The sequence below is a fragment of the Nonomuraea sp. MG754425 genome, assembly GCF_021699195.1.
GTDB lineage: Bacteria > Actinomycetota > Actinomycetes > Streptosporangiales > Streptosporangiaceae > Nonomuraea.
This window is the reverse complement of the sequence record NZ_SSXE01000126.1, coordinates 1-20,102: the sequence shown is the minus strand read 5'-3', so window position 1 is coordinate 20,102 and position 20,102 is coordinate 1. Positions and strand designations below refer to the sequence as shown.

Here is a 20,102-nt window from a genome sequence, read left to right as displayed (position 1 = left end):
CCGAATCCCCGGCGGCGGTCAACGGTTCAGGGCAGCCAGCTCACCCGGTCGCGCAGGAAGGCGTACCCGACGAAGGCGACGGCGTCGATGAGCGTGTGGGCCGCGATGAGCGGCATGCAGCGTCCCCACCGCTGGTACAGCCGCCCGAACACCAGCCCCATCACCACGTTCCCGACGAACCCGCCGAAGCCCTGATAAAGGTGGTACGAGCCGCGCAGCAGCGACGACACCACGACCGCCTTCCACGGCGTCCATCCGGCCTGACCGAGCCGGTGCAGCAGGTACCCGGCGACGATCACCTCCTCCAGCACGCCGTTCTGGGCGGAGGCCAGCAGCAGCACCGGCACCTGCCACCACTGCTCGGGCAGCGCGCCCGGCACGACCGTCAGGTTCACCCCGCTGGCCCACACCGCCAGGTAGAAGGCCAGCCCCGAGCCGCCGATGGCCGCCGCGAGCAGCGCCCCGCGCGCCAGGTCGCCGCCGGGGCGGCGGAAGTCCGCGCCGATCGTGCGCATCGACTCGCCCGAGCGCACCAGCAGGTACGCGACCAGCCCCACGGGCGCCACCGCGATCGCGATCTGCGAGAGCTGCAACGCCAGGTCCAGCCAGGGCCGGCCGGGCGCCATCGACCCGACGAGCACGGCCTGCTGGCCCTTGAGCTCGCGCGGCGCCGTGAGCGCCCCGACCAGCCGCACGATCGCCATCAGGGCGCTGGCGCCGAGCGAGACCGACATCACGACGAAGATCTCGGCCCTGATGAGCCGGGGTCCGAGCAGCGGGGACGGCTCAGGAGGGGACTGAAGGTGCATGGCCGCAGACTAGTCCGTACATGATCGGATGTGGATAAAGCGGGCGTAGGGAGCCCTGGGCGCACCGGGCCGGACGTGCTAGGCAGGAGGGGTGAGCGCTCCGCACGACGTCCCCACCGCGGCCCAGCTCGTGGCCGCCGTCCGCGACTTCCTCGAGACCGAGGTGCTGCCCGCCGTCGAGGGCCGGGTCCGCTACCACACCCGCGTGGCCGTCAACGTGCTCGGCATGGTGGAGCGGGAGATCGAGCTCGGCCCCGAGCAGGCCGGGCGGCACGCCGCCCGGCTGGCCGAGCTGGGCGTGGCCGATGACGCCGAGCTGGCCGCCGCGATCAGGCAGGGCCGCGTCGCGGACGACGCGGCCCTGGTGAGCGCCCTGGAGGCGGCGGTACGCGCGAAGCTGGCGGTTGCCAACCCCGGCTACCCGTCCGGCGGCTGAGCCCGCACCCCCGCCCGCCGCCTCAGTGCGACGCGGTGAGGCCCCGGTCCTTGACCTGCGGGTCGCCCTCGTCGGCGAAGTAGTCGCCGCGCGCGGTCGCGTCCGCGCCGTCGGCCACCTTCGAGGCCCGGAAGATCACGGTCGCCAGGGCCGCCACCACCAGGTTGACGGCCAGCGCCAGGAAGCCGGCGTAGATCGTCATCTTGGTGTCGAAGCCCAGGTTCGACAGCGCGAACGCCGAGCCGCCGAAGTGCTGCTTGCCGTTGGCCGGGTTCGGGATGAGGTAGAGCATCCACATGCCCGCCGCCAGGCCGGCCGCCCAGCCCGCGATCAGGCCGCTCTTGTGGAACCAGCGCGTGTACAGGCCCAGCGCCACCGACGGGAGCGTCTGCAGGATGATCACGCCGCCGATGAGCTGGAGGTCGATCGAGAACTGCGGGTCGAGCAGCAGGATGCACAGCACCGCGCCCACCTTGACCACCAGCGAGACCAGCTTGGAGACGCCGGCCTCCTGGGCGTCGGTGGCGTTCTTGTTGATGTACTCGCGGTAGATGTTGCGGGTGAACAGGTTGGCCGCCGCGATCGACATGATGGCCGCCGGGACGAGCGCGCCGATGCCGATGGCCGCGTACGCCACGCCGGTGAACCAGTCGGGGAACATCTGGTCGAACAGCATCGGCACGATCGTGTTCGTGTCGGCCTTGCCGTCCGTCGTGACCGGCTTCGTCCCGGCCGCGATGGCCATGAAGCCGAGCAGCGCGATCAGGCCCAGCACGAGGCTGTAGGCGGGCAGCGCCGACATGTTCCGCTTGATGACGCCCCGGCTCCTGGAGGCCAGCACGCCGGTGAGGCTGTGCGGGTAGAGGAACAGGGCCAGCGCCGAGCCGAAGGCGAGCGTCACGTACTGGAGCTGGTTGTTGGCGTTGAGGAGCATCCCGTCGCCCGGCGCCGGGGTGGCGTCGAACTTGGCCTTGGCGGCGTCGAAGATCGAGTCCCAGCCGCCCAGCTTGGCCGGGATGTAGATGATCGCGGCGAGGATCACGATGTAGATCAGCGCGTCCTTCACGAACGCGATCAGCGCGGGCGCGCGCAGGCCGGACTGGTAGGTGTAGGCGGCCAGGATCGCGAACGCGATGATGATCGGCAGGTGCCCGGTGATGCCCATGGCCTTGAGCACCGCCTCGATGCCGACGAGCTGCAACGCGATGTACGGCATGGTCGCGACCAGGCCGGTGATCGCGATCGCGAGGGCCAGCGTCGGCGACCCGAACCGGGCCCGTACGAAGTCGGCCGGCGTGACGAACCCGTGCACGTGCGACACCGACCACATCCGGGCCAGCACCAGGAACACCAGCGGGTAGACCACGACGGTGTACGGCAGCGCGTAGAACCCGAGCGCTCCGGAGCTGAACACCAGCGCGGGCACCGCCACGAAGGTGTAGGCGGTGTACAGGTCGCCGCCGATCAGGAACCAGGTGATCCAGGAGCCGAAGCTGCGCCCGCCCAGGCCCCACTCGTTGAGGCTGGCCAGGTCGGTCGGCCGGCGCCACCGCGAGGCGACGAAGCCCATGCCGCTGACCAGCAGGAACAGCAGGATGAACACGACCAGTTCGGTCGTGTGGGCGCTCACTTGGTCATCCTGTAGACGATGGTGGTGCACGTGACGCCCACGATGATGAACGCGATCTGCAGCCAGTAGAAGAGCGGGAAGCCCAGCAGGCGCGGCTCGTCTGAGTTGAACAGGAACGTCAGCAACGGCAGCACGATCGGCAGGACCAGCAGCCAGTTCCAGGGGCTGCGGTCGGTGCGTGGCTGCCCGGGTTCCCCGGTAGTCATCGACCCTCCGATGAACGGATCAGAACCCGGTTGTTTGCCGGATCCTGACAGGTGTGTCAATGGAGGGAGAGTAGCTTTGCGGGGATATTAAACCCAATGTCGCCAATATTACGGTTTGGCCAAAAATAACGGGGAGAAGTCGTGCGATGTGAGACATGCGTAGATCGCAGGAAACTGTAACGACAGGCACCCGGTGAACGGGACCGTCGATCGGCGAATGGTCGGTTACTCGCGTTGAACGGTCAGATCGTCGGCGATGTCGCGGGACCCGTATCCCTCGGGCGCCGGCACCTCCACGATCGGGTCCGGCCGGTCGTCGAACTCCAGCCGCAGCGCCCGCGCCATCGTGGCGTGCATCTCGTACAGGCAGATCGCGTACGTCAGCTCCAGGATCTGCTCGTCGGGCAGCCGCCGCCGCAGGGCGTCGAACAGCTCGTCGGGCACCCGGCCGCCGTCCAGCACCAGCGCGTCGGCGTAGGCCAGCACGGCCCGCTCCGGCTCGGTGAACAGGTCGCTGACCGTCCAGTGCGCGACCGCGCGCACCTTCTCCTCCGGCACGCCGAGCGCCCGGAGCTGCTTGCAGTGCTGGGAGAAGACGAACTGGCTCTGCCGTGCCCACCCCGCCCTGGTCTGGCCCAGCTCGCGCAGCACCGGGTCGAGCGTCATCTCCCGGTAGACCTGGAAGCCCTTGACGCAGTGCCGGAAGATCTTCGGGTCGAGCGCGAAGACCTCCCACCAGTCGCCCGGCGAGCCGGTGGCCGTGCCCCCGCCGGGCAGGATCAGGCGGTCGTGGAAGCCCCGCACGACCGGGTCGGTCATCTCCTCGCGCGGCACCCGGCGCAGCCGGGGCATCAGCCGGCCCGGCCCGCCGTGCGGTCCGCGGCGGTCCTCGGCTCGTGCCGGACGTCGCCGGGCCGCCCCACCTGCCTGGTCCAGGCGGCGAACTCGACCAGGATCCCGTCGGGGTCCTTGAAGTAGATCGACCGGACGAAGACGCCGTCGTGCATCTCGGGGGCCACGCCGAACTCGCTGTCGTCGTGGTTGAGCAGCACGCCCACGTCGATGCCCTTGGCGACGAGCCGGTCGCGGTACTCCTCGATCCGCTCCGGCGGCACGTCGAAGGCGATGTGGTTCATCGAGCCGGTGGCCGACAGCAACTCGCCGCGGTCGGGCAGGTTCTTCGGCGCCGAGACGCCGGGCACCCCGTCGGGCGCGTCGGGGAACCAGAAGAAGGCCAGCGCGTTGCCGCCCCCGCAGTCGAAGAAGAAATGCTGCCCCCAGCCCATCGGCAGCTCGATGGTCTTGATCAGCGGCATGCCCAGCACACCGGAGTAGAAGTCGACGGTCTGTTTCATGTCCGAGCAGACCAGGGCGACGTGATTGACTCCGCGGAGCTCGAATTCGCTGTTCATAGTAAATCCTTACTTATCACAGCGATCTGGTGAATAACATGACACGTCGCGCCGGTTTCCCGGGCCCGGCAGGCGCTAGCGCGGATCGTGTTCGGCGTACAGGCTGGCCGTGCGGGCGGCGGCGTCGGCCGTCATCGCCCGCAGCTTCGGCGGGTCCAGCACCTCCGCCTCCGGCCCGAACCGCAGCACCTGCGAGAACGCCACCTCCAGCGACTCCACCGCCAGCCGCACGGTCCCGTCGGGCCGCAGCGAGGCCAGCGCGTCCTCCAGCGCCGCGGGGTCGGCGACGTGCCGCAACATCCGCCGGCCCCGCTCGCTGAGCCGGAGCGTGACCACCTCCCGCAGCAGCGAGCGGGCGAACTCCGCCGCCTGCCCCGCCCAGAAGGTCGCCAGGTCGAAGCCCGGGTCCCGGTCGAAGCGCTCCTCCAGCACCGAGACCTCGCCGAACCGGTGCACCCGGTAGATCAGGAACCGGGAGCGGTGCCGGGCCGCCGCGTACCAGACGCCCGCCTTCAGCACCAGCCCGTACGGCTCCAGCACCCGCCTCTCGCCCTTGTACACCGCGGCGACCCGCCGGTCCCGCCACACCGCCCTGGCCAGCGGCGCGAGCGCGGCCGGCGGCGGATCGCCACCGGCGAACCAGCCGGGCGCGTCGAGGTGGAAGCGCTGCGCGGCGGTCGCCGGGGCGTCCCGCAGCGCGGGCGACAGCGCGGCGGCGGCCTTCAGCCGGGCCGTGGCCGCCACGTCCTGCAGCCCCATCTCGCGCAGCGCCGCCGGCACCCCCGACAGGAACAGCGCCTCGGCCTCCTCCCGGTCCAGCCCGGTCAGCCGGGTCCGGTAGCCGTCCAGCAGCCGGTAGCCGCCGCCCCGCCCCCGGTCGGCGTAGACCGGCACGCCCGCCTCCGACAGCGCCAGCACGTCGCGGTGCACGGTGCGCTCGGAGACCTCCAGCTCACGGGCCAGCTCCGCCGCCGTCATCCCGCCCCGGCCCTGCAGCAGCAGGACCAGCGACATCAGGCGTGCGGCGCGCACAGCGGCAGCACCACGGCCGAGGGATGGACGGGGGAGTGGAAGACCTCGACGTCGGCCGGCACCATCGCGCCGTCCGCGCCGAGCAGGTCGCCGGTGCCGTGGTTGCGGGCGATCGTCGGGTACGCCCCCGCCGCCACGTGCACCCTGATCCGGTGGCCGCGCGCGAACCGGTGCCCGATCGGCCACAGATCGACGTCCACGCGGCGTACGCCGTCCCCGTCGGGGATCGAGGGGACCAGGCGGCGCACGCCCTCGCACACGTTCATGGAGCGCCCGCCGGGGTGCACGTCGCACACCCGCACCACCACGTCCGTGGACGGCGTGCTGGAGCGCACGTACAGCTCGGCGCGCACCGGGCCGATCATCTCCACGTCCGACCCCAGCTCCGCCGAGTCGTAGACCAGCACGTCGCGGCGCCGCTCGAGACGCCGCTGGTCACGCGGCCGGGAGTCGCCCAGCAGGACGGGCCCGCCGAGCGACGGCGTCGGATGGGACGGGTGGTAGCGGAAGTGGTCGGGCCCGGCCTCCAGCGGCCCTTCGACGCCGAGCCCGAACCCGTGCTGCAGGTGCCAGCGCTGCTCCCGCATGCCGGGCACCGGCCAGTCGGGGTGGTCGCGCCACTCCTCGGCGCCCGTCACGTAGAGGCGCACCGGGTCGGGCCGCAGCCGCGAGGGGTCGCCGAGCAGGTGGGCGCGGAACCAGGCGGACGCGTCCTCCATGGTGGGCCGGCTGTGCCGGGTGTCCACGTGGTACCAGGGGCCGATCGTCAGGTACGGCCGGTGGCCCGCGGCCCGCAGCGCCGCGTAGTCCTTCAGCTCCCACGGCAGGAACACGTCGTACCAGCCGCCCAGCATGGTGACCGCCGCCTCCACGTCACGCACCTTGGCCGAGAAGTCACGTCTGTCCCAGTAGGGGACGGCCGGGTCGGCGTGGTGCGTGAGCAGGTCCTGGTAGAACGGCAGCGGCCGGCCCGCCGAGGCCAGGTCCAGTTCCGCCACCGGGCGGCCCGACAGCACCGCCCGCCGGGTGAGCCGGGGCGCGGTCAGCGCGGAGGTGCCGCCGAAGCGGCGGGACATGCCGTCGGTGAGCGTGGTCCAGCTCAGCGCCGACTCCAGTGCGAACGCCCCGCCCACGTAGGCGGCGTCCCTGAACTGGGAGGCGGTGATCTGCACGGCCATGGCCTTCAGCTCCGATCCGGCGTAGGGCGCGACGGCCCACTGCGCGTAGCCGAGATAGGAGGGGCCGAACATCGCGAACGCGCCACCGTACCAGGGTTGCTCGCGTAGCCACGCCACGGTGGCCAGGCCGTCCTCGTGCTCGTCGCCGAGCGGGTCGAGCAGGCCGCCGGAGCCGAAACCGCCCCGGCAGCTCTGGATGACCACGTGGAACCCCTGCCGGGCGAAGCCGCGGCCGTAGTACCAGCCGAACAGGCCGCGCCGGCCGTAAGGGGAGCGCATCAGGATGACGGGGGCACGCTGCCCGCCGGCCGGGGCATAGTGGTCGGCCAGCAGCGTCACGCCGTCGGGCATCGGCACCGGAAGGTCGCGATGGAGCCGCACGCGTCTCATATACCAACCAGTAACATATGCCGCCGGGTGCGTGGTACCCCAGGGTCGGCCACCGCGCCCCCGGCCCGTGCGGAGCGGGGGCGCGGCGGCGGTCAGGAGGCGGCCCGGTCGGGACGCTCGGTGACGCGCAGCCCGTTCACGATCGTCGCGCCCTGCCGGGTCGCGAAGCGCACGTTGAGCTGGCCGTCGGTCACCTTCACCGTGTACTGCCTGCTCACCGCCGTGTACGTGCCCGACTCCAGGGCCAGGTCGAGCGCCGGGATCGCGAGCTGCCCCTCGACCAGGACGTCGAACACGCGCTGGCCCATCCGCATGTTCCTGACCTCGGCGAAGTCCAGCTCGACCGTGTACGTCCCGGCCGGCACGCCGTCGAAGCGGTACTCCAGCATCGACTCCCTGGCCGTCCTGAACAGCGCCTGGTCGCCCGTGCCGGAGATCGTCTTGGACGTGCTGTGCGTGCGGTTCTGGTCGGCCAGGTAGCCGTAGCCGCCCTGGACGTACTTCCGGTCCGGCGTCCAGGTGTCACCGGCGGAGTCCACGAAGTTCTTCGTGGCTCCCGTGTCGATGGCCACCTGGTGCCTGGACACCACGACCGTCACCTTGATCTCGATGGTGGGCTGCCGGCCGCTGGCCGACTCGACGGTCAGCCGCCCCTCGCGGAACGTGCCCGGCGTCACCCCGTCGCTGGACAGCTTCACCTCCAGGCGCACCGTCTGGCCCTTGGCCAGCTCGCCCGACGCCGGGCTCACCGTGAACCACGGCTCGCCCGCCACCGTGTACGGCGTCGCCGAGCCCAGGTTCGTCAGCTCCACCGTCCGCGTCCGGCTCGATCCGGCCGGCATCACCACGGCCAGCTCCGCCGACGACGCGCTCACCCGCCCGGTGACCAGCGCCGTGTCGATCCGGGTCACCTCCGCGGGGGCGAGCGTGACCGGCTGGGTGAAGGTGCCGTAGTGCGCCCTGGACACCGTGACCTCATAGTCGCCGGCCAGCACCTGCCCGTAGAACGAGCCGTCCGCGCCGGTGGTGAAGGTGGCCACGTCGCCCACCTCCACCGTCGCCCCGGCGATCGGCTCGCCGTCGTTGGCGTCGGTGACCACGCCGGTGACCAGCCCGTGCCGGCCCGCCGTGAACGTCAGGCCCTGCCCGGTGGACAGCACCGGCTCCTCGTAGGAGTACAGCAGCGCGTCGTCGCCGGCCGCGTTCTCCACGCCGATCGTGGCGCTGTCGCCCCGGTCGCGCTCGCTCTCGATGTCCTTGTAGCGGAAGCCGATCGAGCCGTCCTCACCGAGCAGCGCCGAGAACGACACCCGCTGCCCGCTGTCGTTGTAGAAGCCCACGTTGCGCCACTCGACGACGAACGTCCGGTGCGGGGCCGTGCCGGTCACCGCCGTGTAGACCCCCGCCTGGGCGTCCACGATGAGGTCGTCCCAGTAGGGGTAGACGGCGTTGTTGGGCGTGCCCGTCGTGGGCAGCCGGCCGTTGCTGCCGGTGGTGACCCGGTCGGCGGCGAACGTGACGAACCCGTTCGTGCCGATCCACGCCTTGGTGTGACCCGTGCCGTAGAACGGCACCGGGAACGGCAGCGTCACCTGCTGGGCCTCGTCGTCGCCGGTCAGCGCCAGCTTCTCGGTGCCCGCCGCGTACTCCTGCGGCCCGCTCGCGCAGGTGTAGCCGAAGTTGTCGCCGCGCAGCGGCAGGTCGACGTCCTCGGTCACGTCGCCGGCCACCGTGACGGCCGCCGTCGCGGTGTTCGAGCAGCGGGAGGACGGGGTGATCCGCAGCTCGTACGAGCCGTGCGGCAGCGTCAGCGAGTACCGGCCGGCCGCGTCGGTCACCGCGCTCACCGGCGTCCCGGCGGCCTCCACCGTCGCGCCCGCCTCCGGCGTGCCGGCCGTGCCGACCACGCCGGACACCGTGGCCGTCGGCAGCGGCGTGATCGGCACGTCCGCGCTCGCCGCCTGGTCGGCGGTGATCGTGACGGCGGCCTCGCCCCGGCCGTAGCCGAACTTCTCCGCGCTCACCCGGTAGGCCCCGGCCAGCAGGCGCGGGACGGCGTAGCGGCCGTCGGCCCCCGTGACCATCGTGCGGGTCATCGGGCCGGTGACGGTGACGGTGACGCCGGAGACCGGCTCCCCGCCCGAGGTGACCGCGCCGGACAGGTCGCCCAGCCCCTCGTCGGGGGCGGCCAGCACGGCCGCGTAGCTGTCGAGCTTGCCCTCGCCCCAGACGTTGTTGTCGGCCGCGCTGCCCCCGCAACTGGTGTCGGACACGTCCACGGCGGTGCCGTCGAGCAGCGGCCGGGTGGCGGCCACGTTCCCCTGCAGACCGGGCGAGCCCGACCAGATCAGCGCCACCGTGGCCGCCACGTGCGGCGAGGCCATCGAGGTGCCGGTGAAGGCGTCGTAGCCGCCCGGGATCGAGGAGCGCACGTTCACGCCGGGGGCCGCGATGTTCGGCTTGATCTCGCCGTCCTCGCCCGCGCCCTTGCTGGAGCGGGCGTAGAGCGCGCCCGCGCTGTCGAACGCGCCCGCGCTGTAGGCGGTCACGTACTGGCCGGGCGAGCCGCTGGTCTGGCAGGCGGGGCCCTCGTTGCCGTTGGCGAAGGCCGGGAAGATCCCGGCCGCCAGCCAGGCGTCCACGACCTCCTTGTAGAAGGGGTCGAACCCGTCGCCGCCCCAGGAGTTGTTGACGATGTCCGGCGCGAGGTCCGGGCGCGGGTTGCGCCCGCTGAGGTCGGTGGGCCGCACCATCCACTCGCCGGCCTTCAGCAGGGACGCGTCGGTGCAGGTGTTGACCTCGCAGCCCTTGGCCGCGATCCACCTGGCGCCGGGCGCCACGCCGATGCCGTTCGCGCCGACCATGGTGCCCATGACGTGCGTGCCGTGGTCGTTGTTGTCGCAGGGGGCCGCCGTCGGGCAGATGCCCGCCGGGTCGAACCAGTTGTAGTCGTGGGTGTAGGAGCCGTCGGGGTTCCTGCCCCGGTAGCTGCCGGCCAGGTCCGGGTGGTCGAACTGGACGCCGGAGTCGATGTTGGCGATGACGATGCCCTCGCCGCGGTTGCCCGTCTCGTCCCACACGCGCGGGGCGTTGATCCGGTCGATGTTCCACTCGACGGCCGCGTCCTGGGCCTTGACCCTGGCCTGCGGCGTGCCGGCGACGGGCTCGGGCAGGGCCAGGGTGCGGATCGGGGCGATGCGCTCGACCTCGGCCAGCTTGGCGATCTCCCCGGCGAGCTTCTCGTCGGCGGTCACCTTGACCGCGTTGACGATCCAGTACGGGACGTAGTCGGCGTGCCGGGCGTCGAGCAGCTTGCGCAGGCCCTCCTGGGAGGTTTCGGCCTGCTCATTCTTGGCCTCGAAGACCAGTTCGGCCTTCGTCTCCTTGGCCAGGGCGCGGCGGGCGCCGCTCAGGTCGGCGCTGCCCTTCATCCGGACCCAGAAGGTGGCCTTGTCGTCCTGGGCCAACTGCGCCTGGACGGTCGCGTCGATCTTGCCGGGATCCGGCGCCGCCTGTGCCGCGGCCTGCGGGACCAGCAGGCCGGCGACGGTCGCGATCCCGATCAGGGCCGCGCGTAAGCGGGGGGTGTGGGGCACTGGCTCTCCTTCACGACATGGGGAGAGGTGATCTTTACGCCTCTGTCGAGAAGGGTGAAGAGATCGTGTTCGGAAAGCAAGAGATGTCGTGAAAAGTTACTTTTCGCGGTGAAATGTAATCTGGTCAGACCGAATGTCGTCTCATCCGGCCCGATAACCGACCTGCTGGAGGATCGCCATGAAATGCGCCGCGATCCCCTCCCGGTCCTCGTGTTCCGCCAGGGTGCTGGCCTGGTAGATCACCGCCGAGGTGAGCATCTCCTGCAGCACCGCCGGATCCACCTCGCGCGGCAGCCGCCCGAGCTCGCGGGTGCGGATGAGTATCTCGCGCACCACCGCCGCCCGCCGTCCGCCGTTGACCAGCCGGTAGGCGGCCATCAGCTCGGGGTAGTCGTCCACGCTGCCGTAGAGGCGGCGCAGCAGGCGGCGGTTGCGCGGCACCGCCAGGTACGCCGCCCAGTCGGCGACCATGTGCTCGATGTCGCGCCAGCCGGTGAACCCCGGGTCGTCGTCGTGGTTGGCCCACTCCAGCGTCCGCACCAGCAGCGCCGTCTTGTCGGCGAAGCGGCGGTAGACCGTCGCCCGCGTCACCCCGGCGCGCCGGGCCACCTGCTCGATGCTGGTCAGCGCCGCGCCCTGGTCGATCAGCAGGTCGAGCGCCGCGGACAGGATGGCGAGGTCGGCCTCCTGGCTGCGCGGGCGGCCAGGAGGCCGTGCCGGTCGCGTGCGGCCGGTGTCGTGCCCGGCTACCTGGTGCCCGGCTTTCTGGTGCTCGGCCATGCCCCTCGCGTCGTTCTCAGCTCGTGTCAGGTCGTCCGGCTGGAGTCTATTGACCCGCCGTCACCCCCAGGTGACGGGCAGGCGGTGCACGCCGTAGATGGCCATGTCGGTGCGTAGCGGCACCTCGCCGGGCTCGACGGCCAGGCGCAGCTCCGGGAAGCGGGCGAACAGCGCCGGATAGCCCGCCAGCATCTCCACCCGCGCGAGCTGCTGGCCCAGGCACTGGTGCACGCCGTGGCCGAAGCTCACGTGGCCGCCGGCCGGCCTGAGCACGTCCAGGCGGTCGGGGTCGGGGAAGCGGGCGGGGTCGCGGTTGGCCGCCGCGAGCGAGATCGTGACGGTCTCCCCGGCGCCGACCCGCTCGCCGCCCAGGTCGAGGTCCTCCAGCGCGGTGCGGACCAGGAAGGGGACGATGCTGAGGTAGCGCAGCAACTCCTCCACCACCTGCTCGACGCGTTCGGGCCCGGAACGCAGCAGGGCGAGCTGGCCGGGGTCGCGCAGCAGCGCGAAGGTGCCCAGGGCGAGCATGTTGGCGGTGGTGTCCAGCCCGGCGCCCAGCAGCATGAAGCCGATGTTGGCCAGCTCCTCGTCGTCGAGGTCGCTCCTGGTCAGCCCGCTCAGCATGTCGTCGGACGGCGCGGCCCGCTTGGCCTGCACCAGCTCCTTCATGTGGGCCTGCATCGCCAGGTAGGCCGCGAACCTGTCCTCGTACGACACGTCCGCGCGGCTGAGCATGGCGCCCTGGGCGATGAACCGCGCGCGCTCGTCCTCGGGCACGCCGAGCAGCTCGCAGATCACCACGGCGGGGATCGGCGCGGTGAACGCCTCCACCAGGTCGGCCGGGGGGCCCTGCCGCTCCATCGCGTCGAGGTGGACACGGGTGACCTCCTCGATCCGCTCGGTGAGCTGCCGCATCCTGCGCACGGTGAACTCGCCGGTCAGCAGGTGGCGGTAGCGGGTGTGCACGGGCGGGTCGGTCGAGATGAACATCCCGGGCGGCGCGGGCCGCCCGGCCTCGCCGGAGGGCTCGATGGGCATGTGCCGCAGCTCGGAGCGCGCGCTGAAGCGCTTGTCGGCCAGCACCTCGCGGACGAGCGCGTGGCTGGTGACCAGCCAGCCGAGATGGCCGTCGGGGTAGGACAGCCGGGTGATGGGCCGGCTCCCGCTCAGTTCGCCCAGCTCCACGGGCGGGTCGAACGGGGTGGGCCGTGCGGTGGGCAGCGCGATCGCCGTCATGTGGGGATCAGCCTCGGTCATGGGGGACTCCCTTCCTTCAAATACAGTACAGCCCTGTATTGAAACCCGTGCGAGCGGGGCCCGGCGAGTCGCGTTGCGCGATCATGGTCCGGCGGTTACCCTGGTCTTCATGCGATATCACGCTCAGCTCCAGTGGTGGCGCCGCTTCTAGGCGGCGCGTGTTTCGCATTCCCAACGGACGGCCGCCCCGGATTGGCGGCCTTTCTCGTGTCCGCGCCGGGGCCCGATCATTTGACGTGGTGAAGGGGCAGGAAGTGGAGACGAGCGGATATACCACTGCCGGGGGCATCAGTGTCGAGCGCGAGACACGTGAGGTGGACGAGGCCGCCCTCGAAGAGATCGTGACAGCCCTGACGGAGCGGCGCGGCGGCGCCTTCTCCTCGGGCATGGACTACCCGGGCCGCTACAGCCGCTGGGCCTTCGGCTACGTCGATCCATGCCTGGAACTGGTCGCCAAGGGCCGCAACATCTCGGTGACCGCGCTCAACGAGCGGGGCCGGGTCGTGCTGCCCGCCGTCGCCTCGTGCCTGCTGGCCGCGGGCAAGCCGGTCACCGAGCCCACCGCCGACCGGGTCGAGGTGCACGTCCCCGACTCGGAGGACCTGCTGCCCGAGGAACTGCGCAGTCGCAGGCCCACCGTCTTCACCGCGATCCGCGAGGTCATCGCCGCCTTCCGGGGCGACGACCCGCACCTCGGGCTCTACGGCGCCTTCGGCTACGACCTGGCCTTCCAGTTCGAGCCCATCAGACAGGAACTGGCCCGCCCCGCCGACCAGCGCGACCTCGTGCTGCACCTGCCCGACCGGCTGGTCGTGATCGACCGGCAGCGCGAGACCAGCATCGAGTACCGCTACGAGTTCACCGTCGACGGCGCCACCACCCGCGGCCTGGAGCGCACCGGCTCCTCCGCCCCGCCGGTCGTCCCCGCCGCACTGCCGCAGGACCCGGTCAGGGGCGAGTACGCCAAGGTCGTGGCCGCCGCCAAGGAGAAGTTCAAGCGCGGCGACCTGTTCGAGGTCGTGCCCGGCCAGGTCTTCCACGCCACCTGCGCCGACCCGTCCGCCTTCTACCGCGGCCTGCGCAAGAGCAACCCGGCCCCGTACGAGTTCATCATCAGCCTCGGCGAGGGCGAGCACCTGGTCGGCGCCTCGCCCGAGATGTACGTCCGGGTCAGCGGCGACCGCGTCGAGACCTGCCCCATCTCCGGCACGATCGCCCGCGGCAGCAACCCGGTCGAGGACGCCGAGGCCATCCGCACCCTCCTGTCCAGCGTGAAGGAGGAGTCGGAGCTGACCATGTGCACCGACGTCGACCGCAACGACAAGTCGCGCATCTGCGTCCCCGGCACCGTCAGGGTCATCGGCCGCCGCCAGATCGAGCTGTACTCCCGCCTCATCCACACCGTCGACCACATCGAGGGCCGGCTGCGGCCCGAGTTCGACGCGCTCGACGCCTTCCTCACCCACATGTGGGCGGTCACCGTCACCGGCGCGCCCAAGACCTGGGCCATGCAGTTCATCGAGGACCACGAGGCCACCACCCGCCGCTGGTACGGCGGCGCCATCGGCTTCATCGGCTTCGACGGCACCATGAACACCGGCCTGACCCTGCGGACCGCGCAGATCAAGAACGGCGTGGCGACCGTCAGGGCCGGGGCCACGCTGCTGTTCGACTCCGACCCCGAGGCCGAGGAGCGCGAGACCGAGCTCAAGGCCAGCGCCCTGCTCGGCGCCCTCGCCGCGGTCAACCAGCCCGAGGTCGTGACCGGCCCGCAGGTCAGGGAGCAGCCGGGCCAGGGCATGAAGGTGCTGCTCGTCGACCACGAGGACTCCTTCGTCAACACCCTGGCCGACTACTTCCGCCAGGAGGGCTGCGACGTCGTGACGCTGCGTCACGGCTTCCCCGCGCCGATGCTCGACGAGATCGCCCCCGACCTGGTGGTGCTCTCGCCCGGCCCCGGCTGGCCGACCGACTTCGGCATCTCGGCCCTGCTCGACGAGGTCTACGCCCGCGACCTGCCGGTCTTCGGCGTCTGCCTGGGCCTGCAGGCCATGGTGGAGCACGCGGGCGGCACCCTGGAGCTGCTCGACTACCCCGAGCACGGCAAGCGCGGCCAGGTCGCCAAGCTGGGCGACAGCGCCCTGCTGGAGGGCCTGCCCGAGGAGTTCACCGCGGCCCGCTACCACTCCCTGCACGCCAAGCGGCCCGGCGTGGTCGGCTTCACCCCGACCGCGCTGACGCCCGACGGCAACGTCATGGCGATCGAGGACGCCGAGCGGCACCGCTACGCCGTGCAGTTCCACCCCGAGTCGATCCTGACCCAGGAGGGCGGCGCGGGCGCGAAGGTCATCGCGAACGTGCTGCGTCTGTCCCGCAGGTAGGTAAAACACGGGCGGGGGCGTGCGGGGCTCCCCTAGAGTTCCCCGCATGCTCCCCGTAGACCTGCCCGGCACGGTGCGTGACGCGCTGCTCGCCCCGCTCGTCGATCACCACTGTCACGGGGTGCGGCGCGACGATCTGGGCCGGGCGCAGTTCGAGCTGCTCCTCGGCGGGGGCGGCAGCCCCGCGCCGCCCGGCACCACCCACTTCGACACGCCGTTCGGGGTGGCCGTGCGCCGCTGGTGCGCGCCGCTGCTCGACCTGGAGCCGCACGCGCCGCCCGCCGTCTACCTGGCCCGCCGGGCCGAGCTGGGGGCGGCCGAGGTCAACCGGCGGCTGCTGGCCGGGGCCGGGGTGGTGGCGTTCCTGGTCGATGCCGCCCCCGACGACCTTGAGGTGCTGACCGCCGCCGAGATGGGCCGCCACGGCGGTGCCGCCGCCGACGAGCTGGTCCGGATCGAGCGCATCGAGCGGGACGTCGCCGCGACCGCCGAGCTGGCCGTGGACTACCTCGACACCCTGGGCGACGAACTGGCCGCCAGGGCCGCCAGGGCCGTCGGGCTCAAGACCGTCATCGGCGCCCTGTGCGGCCTCGACTTCGACCCGGCCAGGCCCGCCAGGGGAGCGGTGATCGCGGCGGCCAACCGCCGTCTGGCCGACCCCAAGGAGCCGCTGACGGACCACGTCCTGCTGCGCCACCTGCTGTGGAGCGCGGTGGACATCGCGCGGGAGCGGGGCCTGCCGGTGCAGTTCCACAGCGGTTTCGGCGGCGGGTACGCGGGAGGTTCCCGGGCCGGGCACGGCTGGGAGCACGGGGGAGCGGCCTTCGAGCCGCACCGCGCCGACCCGGCCAGGCTCAGCGCGTTCGCCGGGGCGCTGCAGCCGCTCGGCGTGCCCGTGATCCTGCTGCACTGCTACCCGTTCCACCGCCAGGCCGCCCACCTGGCGGGGGTCTTCCCGCACGTGTACGTGGACGTCGGCCTGGCGCTGCCGTACGGCGCCGGAGCCGCGGCCAGGGCCATGGACGAACTGCTGGAGCTGGCGCCGTTCCACAAGCAGGTGTTCAGCTCCGGCTGCCGCGGCCTGGCCGAGACCGGTTACCTGGGCGCGCTGTCCTACCGGCGGGCCCTGGCCGGCGCGCTCGGGGCCAGGATCGCCGCGGGGGAGTGGAGCGCGTCCGACGCGGCCCGCGTCGCCCACATGATCGGCTCGGGCAACGCGCGGCGCATCTACCGCCTCTGACCTCGCCCGCTGCGGACCGTCACCGACGGCCGCCCGCGACCGGCGGATCGTCACCGGACGCCTGCACGGCGGCGGCGGGCCGGTGTCCCTCTCGGAAGGCGAGCGGTGGAACTACTACCCGGCCACCGACGGCAGACAGGCGGTCTGGGCTCGTACGACGCCGAGTTCGCCGCTTTCCGCGTCCACGCCAGGCCCCTCGACGCGAGCAGCCCGCCGCGCCGGTCAAGGTCACCGCGGCAGCGGGCGTCAGCGGGTACTCGCCGTCGATCAAGGGCGGCCGGCTCGTCTGCACACGTACCACCGGCCTGGTGACCCGCGACCGGGCCGCCGTGCGCTGCTGACCTGCGGCGCGAGCTGAGGAGGCGCCCGCCGTACCGAGGTGAGGGGGCGGCGGGCGCCGACTCGCGCGCGGGGGCCCGACCTGGTTTGCTTGGGTCGTCACATCGCCGACACGAGTGGGGGCCCGGATGGGCGAGGTCGAGCCGCAGACCGAGATCAAGTTCCGCAGCGACATGGACGTGGAGCTGATCAAATCCGCCGCGTCGGACGCCGACGTCCTCTGGGCGGCGCGGGTCTCGACCAAGGGCGAGAGCTCGCTGGCCGAGATCGAGGCCGACCCCGAGCGCTCCAAGGGCCTGATCAACTTCCTGATGCGCGACCGGCACGGCACGCCGTTCGAGCACTCCTCGATGACCTTCTACATCAGCGCGCCGATCTTCGTCTTCCGCGAGTTCATGCGGCACCGGACGTTCTCCTACAACGAGGAGTCCGGCCGCTACCGGCAGCTCGAACCGGTCTTCTACGTGCCGGGGCCCGACCGCAAGCTGGTCCAGGAGGGCAGGCCCGGCAAGTACGTCTTCACCCCCGGCAGCCCCGAGCAGCACAAGCTGGTCACCGAGGCGACCCAGGAGAGCTGCCGTCAGTCCTACCGCGCCTACCTTGAGATGCTGGAGGCGGGGGTGGCGCGGGAGGTGGCCCGCACGGTGCTGCCCGTCGGCCTCTACTCCTCGATGTACGCCACCTGCAACGCCCGCGCGCTGATGAACTTCCTGTCGCTGCGCGTCAAGCGCGAGGACTCCGCCTTCCCGTCGTTCCCGCAGCGCGAGATCGAGATGGTCGCGGAGCGGATGGAGGAGCAGTGGGCGCGGCTCATGCCGCTCACCCACGCGGCGTTCGAGGCCAACGGCCGCGTCTGCCCCTGAGCCCGTCCAGGCCGGGGTCTGTCACCGGGCCCCGTCCTCGTCGGCGGCCGGACCGTTCAGGCGAGCGCGGGGAGCACGTAGACCTCCGCGCCCGGCGGCAGGGCGCAGTCGAGGCCGCCGAGCCCGCGGGAGTTCTCCCCGCACACGATCATGCTGATGTGCCTGCGGATGCGCCCGTAGTCGTCGCGCAGCCGCTCCTCCAGCATCGGATGCGTACGCCGCAGCATGTCGAGGGCCGAACCCAGGGTGGGCGGGGAGTCGCGATCGGCCCCGACGGCGAAGACCTTGACCTCGGTGCGCCCGCTCACCCACCGGCGCAGCGAACTGGGCAGCACGAACACGACCATCGTCACCGGTTTGCACGGCACGGTCACAGCACCGCCGCGCGCACCGTGAGCACGTCGGGCAGGTGGCGGCCGACCAGCGACCAGTTCTCGCCGTCGTCGCGCGAGCCGTAGACCTCGCCGTCGCGCGTGCCGAAGAACACCCCCGCCTCCGAGGCGGTCATCGCGTCGCGCAGCACGGTGGCGTACACCGGCCCCTCGGGCAGCCCGGCCGAGAACGCCTGCCAGTTGGCGCCCCCGTCGTCGCTGCGGAAGACCCGGTAGCGGTGATCGACCGGCATGCGGTCGATGTCGGCCGCCAGCGGCAGCACGTAGACGGTGTCGGGCCGCGACGGGTGCACCACGATCGGGAAGCCGAAGTCGGACGGCAGCGCCGAGCCGATGTCGCGCCAGCTCCCGCCGAAGTCGTCGCTGCGGTAGACGCCGAAGTGGTGCTGCAGGTAGAGCCGCTCGGGCCGCGTCGGGTGCATGGACACCTTGTGCACGCACTGCCCGAACTCGGGATACTGCTGCCCCTCGGGCATGAACGGGGCCCGGATGTTCTTGTTGGCCGCCTCCCACGACAGCCCGCCGTCGGTCGTGCGGTAGAAGCCGGCCGCCGACACCGCGACCGCCATGATCTCGGGGTCGGTGGGGTGGTTGACGATCGTGTGCAGGCACAGCCCGCCGCCGCCCGGCTGCCAGCTCTCGCGGTGCGGATGCTCCCACAGCCCCTCGACCAGCCGGTAGGTGACGCCGCCGTCCTCCGAGCGGAACAGCGCGGCGGGCTCGACGCCCGCCCACACCACGCCGGGCTCCGACGGCGAGGGCGTGAGCTGCCACACCCGGCTCAGCGTCGCCTCGGTCTTCCCGGGGAAGGCGATCGGCGGACGCTCCGCCTCCTGCCAGGTCTCACCGAGGTCGTCGGAGTACATGACGGACGGCCCGAAATGGCCGTACTCGATGCCGGCCAGCAGCCGGGGGGTGCCGGCGCGGGTGTCGATCGCGACCGAGTGGACCGCGACCGTGGAGAACCGGATCGGCTCCATCCGGAAGGGGCCGCCGCCGGTGGAACGGGCGAGGAACAGGCCCTTGCGGGTGCCTATCGCGAGCACTGCGTCACTCATCGAATCTCCTCAAGCGAACGTGCGTATGTGGCGTTGGTGCCGCTTGCGGCCGACCGCCGGGGTGGAGCGGGCGGGTGACCGCCGGGTGGGCGGGACCTCTTTCTTCAGGGCGGGAGTGCAGCGAGGCGTCGCTCCCGTGTCGGTGGTCGCTCGCGGCCATCGTGTCACGCGCCACCGACAGTTACCGAGGACTGGGCGATTCCCGAGGAAGCGGGCGACGGACCACCCGCTTCCCGCACGCCCCGCTCCGGCCCCATGACCTGGGGGGTAATCGAACCCCTTCCCCGGGTCCCGCTACCGTGTCCGTCATGGGAGCCGTCGCCGTACCACAGGATTCCTTCGGTGAGCTGCTGCGATCGTGGCGGCAGCGCAGGAGGGTGAGCCAGCTCGACCTGGCCATCGAGGCCGACGTCTCGGCGAGACACATCAGTTTCCTGGAGACGGGCCGCGCCCGTCCGAGCCGCGAGATGGTGATGAGGCTGTCGGAGGAGCTGGAGGTGCCGCTGCGGCACCGCAACAGGCTGCTGGTGTCGGCCGGGTTCGCCCCCGTCTATCCGGAACGGGAGGTGCGCGCCCCCGAGATGGACGTCGTCCGGCGGGCGCTGGACAAGATCCTGGCCGGGCACGAGCCGTACCCGGCGGTCGTGGTGGACGCGGTGTGGAACCTGGTGGCGGCGAACTCGGCCGCCGGGATGTTCATGGAAGGGGTGCCCGCCGAGCTGCTGGCCGAGCCCGTCAACGTGATGCGGCTCTCGCTGCACCCGCAGGCCATGGGCGGCCGGCTGCTGAACCTGGCCGAGGTGCGCGCCCACCTGCTGCACCAGCTCCGCAGGCAGGCCGAGATGTCGGGGAACGGCCAGCTCGCCGAACTCCACGACGAGCTGGCCTCCTACACCTACCCGGGCGTCGATCTGAACGTGGCGCACGTGCCCTCGCCCGCCGACATCCTGGTGCCGCTGCGGATCGCGGCCGGCGACCGGGTGCTGTCGATGTTCACCACGATCGCCACGTTCGGCACCCCGGTGGACGTGACGGTGTCTGAGCTGGCCATCGAGACGTTCTGGCCGAGCGACGAGGAGACCGCCGCCGCGTTCGGCCGCCCC

At 71.8% G+C, this 20,102-nt stretch carries 17 protein-coding genes; 5 read left to right on the top strand and 12 right to left on the bottom strand.

Annotation, left to right across the window (positions count from 1 at the left end; genetic code table 11):
* Positions 1 to 26: 26 nt before the first annotated feature.
* Entirely contained in the window at positions 27 to 809 is a 783-nt protein-coding gene (locus tag FAF44_RS35005) for a CPBP family intramembrane glutamic endopeptidase (RefSeq protein ID WP_237107628.1), read from the bottom strand.
* A gap of 91 nt (positions 810 to 900) precedes the next feature.
* Between FAF44_RS35005 and FAF44_RS35000 the strand changes: the two genes are divergently transcribed.
* Positions 901 to 1,245 (top strand): DUF6285 domain-containing protein, encoded by a 345-nt coding sequence (locus FAF44_RS35000; protein ID WP_237107627.1) that lies wholly within the window; start codon positions 901 to 903, stop codon positions 1,243 to 1,245.
* 22 nt (positions 1,246 to 1,267) lie between these two features.
* On the opposite strand, the gene mctP is transcribed toward FAF44_RS35000, so the two are convergent.
* The 9 genes from mctP to FAF44_RS34955 all read right to left on the bottom strand — a co-directional run bounded on the left by mctP (position 1,268) and on the right by FAF44_RS34955 (position 12,726).
* A complete protein-coding gene (gene mctP, locus FAF44_RS34995) occupies positions 1,268 to 2,875 on the bottom strand; it encodes a monocarboxylate uptake permease MctP (RefSeq protein WP_308193435.1) in 1,608 nt (535 codons plus the stop codon).
* Positions 2,872 to 3,081 (bottom strand): DUF3311 domain-containing protein, encoded by a 210-nt coding sequence (locus FAF44_RS34990; protein WP_237107626.1) that lies wholly within the window; start codon positions 3,079 to 3,081, stop codon positions 2,872 to 2,874. The genes mctP and FAF44_RS34990 overlap by 4 nt, the downstream gene beginning before the upstream one ends.
* A gap of 225 nt (positions 3,082 to 3,306) precedes the next feature.
* Positions 3,307 to 3,933, bottom strand: coding sequence for a carboxymuconolactone decarboxylase family protein (locus FAF44_RS34985; RefSeq protein WP_237107625.1), 627 nt, complete (start codon positions 3,931 to 3,933; stop codon positions 3,307 to 3,309).
* The gene (locus FAF44_RS34980) at positions 3,933 to 4,493 is read right to left on the bottom strand and encodes a VOC family protein (RefSeq protein WP_237107624.1); all 561 of its coding nucleotides are present in this window, start codon (positions 4,491 to 4,493) and stop codon (positions 3,933 to 3,935) included. The genes FAF44_RS34985 and FAF44_RS34980 overlap by 1 nt, the downstream gene beginning before the upstream one ends.
* A 75-nt stretch (positions 4,494 to 4,568) precedes the next feature.
* A complete protein-coding gene (locus FAF44_RS34975) occupies positions 4,569 to 5,525 on the bottom strand; it encodes a YafY family protein (protein WP_237107623.1) in 957 nt (318 codons plus the stop codon).
* Complete coding sequence (locus tag FAF44_RS34970) at positions 5,507 to 7,093, bottom strand: CocE/NonD family hydrolase (protein WP_237107622.1); 1,587 nt, start codon at positions 7,091 to 7,093, stop codon at positions 5,507 to 5,509. The genes FAF44_RS34975 and FAF44_RS34970 overlap by 19 nt, the downstream gene beginning before the upstream one ends.
* A gap of 92 nt (positions 7,094 to 7,185) precedes the next feature.
* Positions 7,186 to 10,689, bottom strand: coding sequence for a S8 family serine peptidase (locus FAF44_RS34965; protein ID WP_237107621.1), 3,504 nt, complete (start codon positions 10,687 to 10,689; stop codon positions 7,186 to 7,188).
* 141 nt (positions 10,690 to 10,830) lie between these two features.
* On the bottom strand, positions 10,831 to 11,469 hold the full coding sequence (locus FAF44_RS34960; protein WP_237107620.1) for a TetR/AcrR family transcriptional regulator: 639 nt from the start codon (positions 11,467 to 11,469) through the stop codon (positions 10,831 to 10,833).
* A 60-nt stretch (positions 11,470 to 11,529) separates the two neighbouring features.
* Entirely contained in the window at positions 11,530 to 12,726 is a 1,197-nt protein-coding gene (locus FAF44_RS34955) for a cytochrome P450 (RefSeq protein ID WP_237107619.1), read from the bottom strand.
* Between the two features lie 254 nt (positions 12,727 to 12,980).
* Between FAF44_RS34955 and FAF44_RS34950 the strand changes: the two genes are divergently transcribed.
* The 3 genes from FAF44_RS34950 (at position 12,981) to thyX (ending at position 17,549) form a co-directional block, all read left to right on the top strand.
* Entirely contained in the window at positions 12,981 to 15,107 is a 2,127-nt protein-coding gene (locus FAF44_RS34950) for an anthranilate synthase component I (protein ID WP_237107639.1), read from the top strand.
* A gap of 46 nt (positions 15,108 to 15,153) precedes the next feature.
* Positions 15,154 to 16,347 carry an amidohydrolase family protein gene (locus FAF44_RS34945; RefSeq protein WP_237107618.1) on the top strand — a complete coding sequence of 398 codons (1,194 nt, stop codon included), beginning with the start codon at positions 15,154 to 15,156 and terminating at the stop codon, positions 16,345 to 16,347.
* 467 nt (positions 16,348 to 16,814) lie between these two features.
* Entirely contained in the window at positions 16,815 to 17,549 is a 735-nt protein-coding gene (thyX, locus tag FAF44_RS34940; RefSeq protein ID WP_237107617.1) for an FAD-dependent thymidylate synthase, read from the top strand.
* A 56-nt stretch (positions 17,550 to 17,605) separates the two neighbouring features.
* Here the strand turns inward: thyX and FAF44_RS34935 are convergent, their stop codons facing one another.
* A complete protein-coding gene (locus FAF44_RS34935) occupies positions 17,606 to 17,902 on the bottom strand; it encodes a hypothetical protein (RefSeq protein ID WP_237107616.1) in 297 nt (98 codons plus the stop codon).
* 17 nt (positions 17,903 to 17,919) lie between these two features.
* A complete protein-coding gene (locus tag FAF44_RS34930; RefSeq protein ID WP_237107615.1) occupies positions 17,920 to 18,999 on the bottom strand; it encodes an exo-alpha-sialidase in 1,080 nt (359 codons plus the stop codon).
* A 308-nt stretch (positions 19,000 to 19,307) separates the two neighbouring features.
* Between FAF44_RS34930 and FAF44_RS34925 the strand changes: the two genes are divergently transcribed.
* Positions 19,308 to 20,102: helix-turn-helix domain-containing protein (locus FAF44_RS34925; RefSeq protein ID WP_237107614.1), on the top strand; the 795-nt coding region annotated here is incomplete at its 3' end.

What these genes read in the sequence shown, in the direction of transcription:
- FAF44_RS35005 (WP_237107628.1), bottom strand. Translation starts at nt 809, where the DNA reads ATGCACCTTCAGTCCCCTCCTGAGCCGTCCCCGCTGCTCGGACCCCGG.
- FAF44_RS34990 (WP_237107626.1), bottom strand. Translation starts at nt 3,081, where the DNA reads ATGACTACCGGGGAACCCGGGCAGCCACGCACCGACCGCAGCCCCTGG.
- FAF44_RS34985 (WP_237107625.1), bottom strand. Translation starts at nt 3,933, where the DNA reads ATGCCCCGGCTGCGCCGGGTGCCGCGCGAGGAGATGACCGACCCGGTC.
- FAF44_RS34980 (WP_237107624.1), bottom strand. Translation starts at nt 4,493, where the DNA reads ATGAACAGCGAATTCGAGCTCCGCGGAGTCAATCACGTCGCCCTGGTC.
- FAF44_RS34970 (WP_237107622.1), bottom strand. Translation starts at nt 7,093, where the DNA reads ATGAGACGCGTGCGGCTCCATCGCGACCTTCCGGTGCCGATGCCCGAC.
- FAF44_RS34960 (WP_237107620.1), bottom strand. Translation starts at nt 11,469, where the DNA reads ATGGCCGAGCACCAGAAAGCCGGGCACCAGGTAGCCGGGCACGACACC.
- FAF44_RS34955 (WP_237107619.1), bottom strand. Translation starts at nt 12,726, where the DNA reads ATGACCGAGGCTGATCCCCACATGACGGCGATCGCGCTGCCCACCGCA.
- FAF44_RS34945 (WP_237107618.1), top strand. Translation starts at nt 15,154, where the DNA reads ATGCTCCCCGTAGACCTGCCCGGCACGGTGCGTGACGCGCTGCTCGCC.
- thyX (WP_237107617.1), top strand. Translation starts at nt 16,815, where the DNA reads ATGGGCGAGGTCGAGCCGCAGACCGAGATCAAGTTCCGCAGCGACATG.
- FAF44_RS34930 (WP_237107615.1), bottom strand. Translation starts at nt 18,999, where the DNA reads ATGAGTGACGCAGTGCTCGCGATAGGCACCCGCAAGGGCCTGTTCCTC.